Consider the following 7050-nt stretch of genomic DNA (forward strand, 5'->3'; position numbering starts at 1 on the left):
GGCTGAAATATTTTTTAATAACTCAACATTAGAAGTTAAGATGCAAAAAATTCCAGATGCTTTTAACCCTATTTTTACCACCTTTGACCAAAATCAAGACCCTAATAGACATAACGAGGCTTTAAATTCTCTTAATTTTTTAATTCAGACAGCCTCAATGTCACCATAAATTAACGAAACTCCAGTTGTACTTCTATACTGCTTTTTTAATTAGTCCTTGCTCATCTTTAAAGATATCTCCAGTATGAATACTATCAAGATATCTTCTAAGAACATTCTTGAGTACTGGAATTTTTTCCACTATAGACTCTGGTAAATCAGGATTTATCTTTATTGATCTATCAGCTATTTTTTGGCAATACCCACACTTTTCGCATGAAATAAGCCGGCATTCATTCTTCTTGAAGTATTCAAGAAAACCATCCAACGCACTATTGTCGAGATAGTACAGTTTATAGCGAGAAAGGACTGATAATGCGTCGAGCAATTCTTTACTTGCTGTATCAGATTTAATCAATCTTGCCATATCAAGGTTCTGTAACCTTGTCGAACCAGGTAGATTAAGTAAATCAATTAAATTACCGTTATATTTTCTCTCTGTATAAGCTTTTACAACATTCACTATCCAATCAGTTGTACAGGTTCTATCAACGATTTTAATTTTTTCAATACCTATATCTTCATATTCCCCAAGGTCTTCGGGACGAACCCAAGGAGACTTGATTATCTCAACAGGGTTAAAAATCTTCTCGTAAAAACAGTTCAGGAAACAATACTCTGTTACAAATCCTTTATTTTTATGTTCTGATTGAGATCCATGACTACTTATATTAGCATGATGTAAACGACTTGGGCACTGATATAAACAGATGTCATTTACAAAGAGATGGAATTGGCAACTTACATTTTTCACCATGGCTTTCATAAGTCTAAAATCTCGCTGAATACACATAAAATCCCATGCAATCGCATCAGCACCATATTCTTCAAACCATTTTGCACGTTGGACACCATTTACAGTTGCAAAACACGATATAACTACCTGTAAATTAGAATGCCGTGATTTAATTAAACGCAATAAATATGGAGATGATACTGTAACTTTATCCACTTTCATATCAATGATCCATTCTAACAACTCATCGAATTTGTACTGCCATTCTTTTGAAAACTCTACTGCATTAAGACAGGAAGCATTAAGGAGGTAGTTAAATTTAATATTTCTTTTATGTGCCTCTTCTACATAATGCTTTGCCTGTTCCCGATTGACCTTAGGAAGAAGATACGAAGACCGTCCACCTCCAATAATATCCATATCAAGCTTCCCAAACACATCTTCCACTTCCGGATATTTTCTTAATTCATCTAAAAGATCCATTTGCCAATTTGTTGCCACTGTAAACTTCATTTTTCTATTACCCCCTTCTTAGATTTAATAAATAGCCGCAAAATATCGGCTATTTTTACATCCCACTCAGAAAACTCACTCATAGCAAACAGTTGTTGAACCTCACTGACTGTGTAAGAGGCTCTTATCGAATTCATAAATTCTCCTTTAGAACCCCATTTATCAGCCATCCATACTATCAAAGCCCCAATTTTTGAAAAGTCCCTTCTTAAATCACAAAGTAAAAGACAACCTTCCACTTTTAAAACTCGATTTATCTCATTGAAACATCTTACTGGATTTCTCCAATGATGAAGAGAGTTCATACTGATTACTAAATCAAAAGTAGAATTGTTAAAGGGTATATCCTCGGCATCTCCAACTTTCCAATTTATTCTATTTATTACTCCATTTTGTTCTGCATTCTCTTTAGCAATAGTTATCATGCCTTCGGATAAACTTAAATCTGTTATTTCAAATTTATCATTCTCTTTTGCTAATAAAATAGATAGAAATCCAGGACTAGAATCAATAACTAACACCTTATCCGATTCTTTCTCTAATTTTAAGACTTTATACACAAAATTCTGATATATTCTCCTAAAATACGGATCTCTTTGAACAATAGTAGTAAATCTTTTAGCAAATTCAGTATCTCTTATAATATTTTTTTCTGGCATTCTTTCTCTTAATCTTCCCATTTTTGTCACTCTACTTTTTATAAAGAGATATTGTTACATGTACCCCCTCTTCTTCAACTTGAAACTCATCAAATTTAGTTTGTAATAAAATATCTTTGATCTCGATAGGGAAATAAGTCAGAGGTAGATGAGCTTTAAGTCCTTTATAAATGAATGCTGGAGTATTATCGGTTAATTTTTTCAGTTCTATCTCCGGTGTATTACGACGCAGATCAATTATCATTCCTCTACTACCCTTTTTCAATACTCGAAAAACTTCGTTTAAGACAGATACTGGCTTTTGCCAATGGTGGAGTTCCCAAATACTTGTTGCAAAATCGAAATCCTCATCTCCGACAGGCAGTTTAAGAGTATCCCAGTAAATAAACTCTATTTGTGAACTAACACCACTTAGGCTACTATTAACTTCTGCAAGCTCAATCATAGTCCGAGATGAATCTAATCCTACGACTGTATATTCTGGGCTTTTCTGGGCTATTGCGATACTCAGAAAACCTCCTCCAGAACCCAAATGGAGTATCCTCCCCTTTTTTATTTTAGTAACTATCTGATTAGCAAAATGCTGAAAATCTTTTATCATATATTTTCTTTGAAGTTCAACATATTCTTGGGCTCTATCTCCCTCGAAAGTAGCATGATGTCCTGACTTCATTAGTTGATTTTCGGCCATATTAACATCCTTCAAGTTTTATCAATTTATATTTCTTCGTTCCCAGTCCGATTTTTTCGGCATACTTGATCTGGACACTCCAATCAATATTGGGATAAACTCCTCGAAATTTGTCCTCACCCGATCCATAATTAGAAGTTAATGCAGAGTTCTTTCGTCCTTCTTGCTGATTTACTAGATCAACAGATGCCTGATCAATAGCTACAGGATCCTTTGATACAAGAATTCCGATATCATCAACAATCGGCGTACCACTATATGCATTACAATCGCACAAAGGGTTAATCTGAGTAAGAAAATTGACAAATAACGCCTTACCTTTTTTATTATTAAGTGTACCATATACATATTCAACCATCTTCTCTTGAAGATTACTCATTGACTCATTCCATTCAATTTTAATACTTGCTTGCAAGCAAGACGCAATGCATTCTCCACAACCAATACACTTTTTCTCATCAATAACTGCACTTTTATGAGAAATAGAGATAGCATTGGCTGGACACCACTTCACACAGTTTCCACAAGCAATACACTTTTCTGATATGATTGATGGAGTCACTTTAGAATGCATACTCAATTTCCCCATACGAGACGCACATCCCATTCCTAAATTTTTCAAGGTTCCACCAAACCCCATAAGTTCATGGCATTTAAAATGAGAAATGCTAACAATAGAATCTGCATAGTAAATCTCTGCTCCAATATTCACTTTTACAAAATGTTTTTGATTAATTTCAACTTCTTTCATCGTATTTCCCCGTAAACCATCAGCAATAATTACTGAAGCATCAACTACAGAATGAACAAATCCATTTTCAATTGCGGTTTGGAGATGTGATATTGCTTCACCTCTACTCCCCAAATACAAGGTATTGGTATCTGTTAGAAAAGGTCTACCTCCGACTTTTTTTATTTTTTTTACTATTGTTCGAAAGTAAAGAGGTCCTATAAAAGTTGTATTTCCTTTTTCTCCAAAATGAGATTTAATTGCAACCAAATCATTTTTGATAATAATTGATTCTATCTTACTCTGATCAAGTAATCTCTCTAATTTTTGAAGAGGATTCATTGTAGATAGTCTATTCAGAGCAGAGAAGAAAACTTCACTTACCATAATTGTTTCCTACATTCCGCACCTATGAGATAAGGATTCGAGGAATTTCAGAGCTCCTATCATAGGAGGGAGGAGATTTGCTTTTATGTTATTTAATTATGTTTTATAGCAACGAGTTATTATAAAAGGCGTTAGGCCTCTAAATATCACATAATTTCGAACTGTGCTGTTAGCTTTAGGATAGAATATTCTACCTGAGCAGGTATTGTCCATAATCACCTCTCCCATTTTCTTTGGAGAAAAGGTCGGAGTCAAGGTGAAAAGAATGATCAACTCTACTCCCCTCACCTTAATCCTCTTCCCGCTTGGGAGCAAAAACATATTTTTGCATCGGTATTTGCAGCAGGTAGAGGCGAAAAAACATCTTTCGCCTGTAATATTTCTGTATCACTGTATTGGCTAACTACACCGGTCAAAAAATATTATTTTCTTGATGAATAGGTGCGGAATGTGGGAACTAATAAAATCATCACCCATTTTCCCCTTTGCTCACTTCTCCTTTTTAAAAGTAAAAATACCACAAAATCTTTCTTTTGTCAACCTGTCATTTCTGACAGGTTGCTTTTTAAAGAATTTTTTTCTATAATTATAATTATTCAAATTTTTTAGTAACTTTAGAAAAATCACAAATCCTCACAAGGATCTGTTTGAAATATAAAATTTAATCTTATGGTGCTTTCTTCCAAAGGTGAGTAGATACCTAAAACGGATAGTTTGGTAACGCAACTTATTGATAATCATATATCTTCCTATTGGGAAGAGTGATTGAATGAGAACATAGATTTTCGATTCCTGAACCTCTCATGAACCGGTTTTAGATTTGCGATTTTAAATTGAACATATCTGGTTTCAATCTAAAATCCCTAAATCCTAAATTAAAGTAGGGGGTAAAATGTTTACTCTCACTGAAGGAAGAACCAGCCTTAATTTTAATAGGTTTCGGAACTTTTCTGTTTCCATCCAAGAAGGAAGCCTGATAGTAAAAAATATAATTACAGAAGAGGAGAAAATTCAGGCATATCGTTTAAGACACAGAGTTTTCTGTGAGGAGCTATGTTGGTTACCTCAAAGAGAGGATAAGATGGAAATAGATAATTATGACAAAAGTGCTGTGTTTTTTGGGGTTTTTGATAACGAGCGTAGATTATTGGCTTTCTTAAGGGTTATAACACCGGAAGGGCTTTTTATGATAGAAAGAGAGTTTTCATTCCTGGTTAGAAATGGTTATAAGATTAGAAAACAAAATGATACAGTGGAAATATCAAGGCTATGTGTAGCACCTGAATCAAGAAATACACTTATTTTAGGAAATTTTGGTTTTCATTTTATCTCGGTGTTCTTGTACAAAGGTGTTTATCACTGGTGTATTAGACATAAGGTAAGATATCTTTATTTCGTTGTTGAATTAAAAATTTATAGGTTACTACGCAGTATCGGATTTCCTTGTAAAATAATAGGGAAACCCAAAAGAATGCCTGATGGAGTTATTGCCATAGCAGGAATAATAGATAGACAGGAATTTGAGGCATTAAATGCGATTATTTATCCAGAAAGAAGAAATAGGCTTTATGCAATATCAATCAATCCTTGTTCAATAGCAACTGCAACCGCATGAGGTCTGTTCACCACATCAAGTTTTCGCATAATAGTATTGATGTGAAAATTTACTGTCCTTTCACTTATATCAAGAAGCACTGATATATCCCATGAACTTTTACCCGCTTTTATCCAGTTAAGCACTTCCTTTTCTCTTGGAGAAAGGAAAATATTTCGCTTGCAATTCTGTCTTATTATCCGGGTAATGGCTTGATGAAAATGAGGGATAATATGGGTTAGAATAATCTCTGTCCGCTGATGATGTTCTAAATTGCCTGATATGGAAAATAGACTTCCTGCAGTCCCATTGAAATTTCTTAGCCCATAGGTATATCCTTTTTTGAGTCCAAAATCTCTTGCAAGAAAAAGAAAATCCTTTGGCGGAGTAATTAATTTGTAGGTATCATCCCAGTACTGTAATTTGAATTCACTAAAGTTTACTTTAAAGATTGGGTCAATCAGATGATATTTTCTTGTGGTATAAAGCTCAAGCCATTCGGCAGGATAGTTTATGTTTAAAATATTAGCGGCAGATGAATTTATTGTCTTCCTATCACTATCTGCTTCAGCAAACACACAAGTAGCGAAGTCATATGGAACTAACCATTTCAGTGTGGATATAAGTTCCTTTATTTCATCTTCTTTGGTGCAAAAAAGACTCTTTTGAATCAATTCCAAAAGACAAATGGCATCTTCTTTGGATAACAAATTTTTTAAAAGTATACCCCTCATTCCCATCCCTTCTATATCACACCTCAAGTGCTTGTCAAAAACAGCATAAATGACAAAACTACAGTACATAATTACACTCGACAATCAGGCAACAAAAAAGCAGGCGATAAAATCTCACCTGCTGATTATAAAAATTATTATATCTTCTGCTTAAAAACTGAATTCTTGAGTAAGTAAGTATGTATGTATGTATGTGCTGCTGGCTTTTACACATCTTTTTCCCCTTAACAGATTTTTAAGTAGGATGTAGAAAAATAGGTAAACTTAAGAAATTTAATCCACTTCTCTTAAAATTCTAACACTTTACGCTTCTTTTCTTTCCTTGGTAAGAAAATATACCAAAAAACATTTTTGTTGTCAAGAGAAATTTTTCTATTTTTTAAATTTTTTTTGTTGCTTTGGTATCTTTTATCACTCAAAACTCTCCCAACCCCGCACCATAACTAAAAGTCATTTGCAACGATCTCTTTTTAACAGTCTCCTAATTCCCTCAACACCTCCTTCAAAAAACCAATACCTTCTTCCTCTTCTGTCCATTTTAAAATCAAGCAATTGGTTTTTCTTGGATTTAGTGTTAAATATTCCGGAAAGGTAGTGACTAAAGAAAGAACATTTGGGATTAATTTTTCATCCGGCGGTAATTCAATGGTCATATATCCTTTAGAGATACTCAAAGAGGTAATACCGACTTTTTTTGCCATCAACCGCATCTGGAAAAGCTCTAAAAGCCTCTGGACAGGCATTGGGATTTTCCCGTATCTATCCACCAATTCTTCTTTAACTTCTTGTAAGGCATTAAAGTCTTTACAGGATGACAGTTTTTTATAGACGGCATATCGTTGAGCAA

General features: G+C 34.0%; 7 protein-coding genes. 1 reads left to right on the forward strand and 6 read right to left on the reverse strand.

The window, feature by feature from the left end; translation table 11 throughout:
* Nucleotides 1-193 precede the first annotated feature (193 nt).
* The 4 genes from AB1414_12860 to AB1414_12875 are packed head-to-tail and all read right to left on the reverse strand — an operon-like array spanning nt 194 to nt 3875.
* Entirely contained in the window at nt 194-1408 is a 1215-nt protein-coding gene (locus AB1414_12860) for a U32 family peptidase (protein MEW6608312.1), read from the reverse strand.
* Nucleotides 1405-2088: a class I SAM-dependent methyltransferase gene (locus AB1414_12865; GenBank protein ID MEW6608313.1), complete on the reverse strand. Its 684-nt coding sequence runs from the start codon at nt 2086-2088 to the stop codon at nt 1405-1407. Before AB1414_12865 ends, AB1414_12860 begins: the two co-directional genes overlap by 4 nt.
* A 10-nt stretch (nt 2089-2098) precedes the next feature.
* On the reverse strand, nt 2099-2758 hold the full coding sequence (locus AB1414_12870) for a class I SAM-dependent methyltransferase (GenBank protein MEW6608314.1): 660 nt from the start codon (nt 2756-2758) through the stop codon (nt 2099-2101).
* A gap of 1 nt (nt 2759) precedes the next feature.
* Nucleotides 2760-3875 carry a DUF362 domain-containing protein gene (locus AB1414_12875; GenBank protein ID MEW6608315.1) on the reverse strand — a complete coding sequence of 372 codons (1116 nt, stop codon included), beginning with the start codon at nt 3873-3875 and terminating at the stop codon, nt 2760-2762.
* An 892-nt stretch (nt 3876-4767) separates the two neighbouring features.
* On the opposite strand from AB1414_12875, the gene AB1414_12880 reads away from it, so the two are divergent.
* Nucleotides 4768-5490, forward strand: a complete 723-nt coding sequence (locus AB1414_12880; GenBank protein MEW6608316.1) for an acyl-homoserine-lactone synthase — start codon at nt 4768-4770, stop codon at nt 5488-5490.
* Here the strand turns inward: AB1414_12880 and AB1414_12885 are convergent.
* Together AB1414_12885 and AB1414_12890 are read right to left on the reverse strand one after the other, a co-directional pair.
* Complete coding sequence (locus AB1414_12885) at nt 5442-6203, reverse strand: autoinducer binding domain-containing protein (protein MEW6608317.1); 762 nt, start codon at nt 6201-6203, stop codon at nt 5442-5444. The genes AB1414_12880 and AB1414_12885 overlap by 49 nt on opposite strands.
* A 470-nt stretch (nt 6204-6673) precedes the next feature.
* On the reverse strand, nt 6674-7050 hold a 377-nt coding region (locus AB1414_12890), incomplete at its 5' end, for a TRCF domain-containing protein (GenBank protein MEW6608318.1).

This window comes from bacterium, assembly GCA_040755795.1.
Classification (GTDB): domain Bacteria; phylum UBA9089; class CG2-30-40-21; order CG2-30-40-21; family SBAY01; genus JBFLXS01.

Bases quoted from the DNA above. Each gene is read 5' to 3' on its own strand.
- AB1414_12860 (MEW6608312.1), bottom strand. From the start codon at position 1,408: ATGAAGTTTACAGTGGCAACAAATTGGCAAATGGATCTTTTAGATGAA.
- AB1414_12865 (MEW6608313.1), bottom strand. From the start codon at position 2,088: ATGGGAAGATTAAGAGAAAGAATGCCAGAAAAAAATATTATAAGAGAT.
- AB1414_12870 (MEW6608314.1), bottom strand. From the start codon at position 2,758: ATGGCCGAAAATCAACTAATGAAGTCAGGACATCATGCTACTTTCGAG.
- AB1414_12875 (MEW6608315.1), bottom strand. From the start codon at position 3,875: ATGGTAAGTGAAGTTTTCTTCTCTGCTCTGAATAGACTATCTACAATG.
- AB1414_12880 (MEW6608316.1), top strand. From the start codon at position 4,768: ATGTTTACTCTCACTGAAGGAAGAACCAGCCTTAATTTTAATAGGTTT.
- AB1414_12885 (MEW6608317.1), bottom strand. From the start codon at position 6,203: ATGAGGGGTATACTTTTAAAAAATTTGTTATCCAAAGAAGATGCCATT.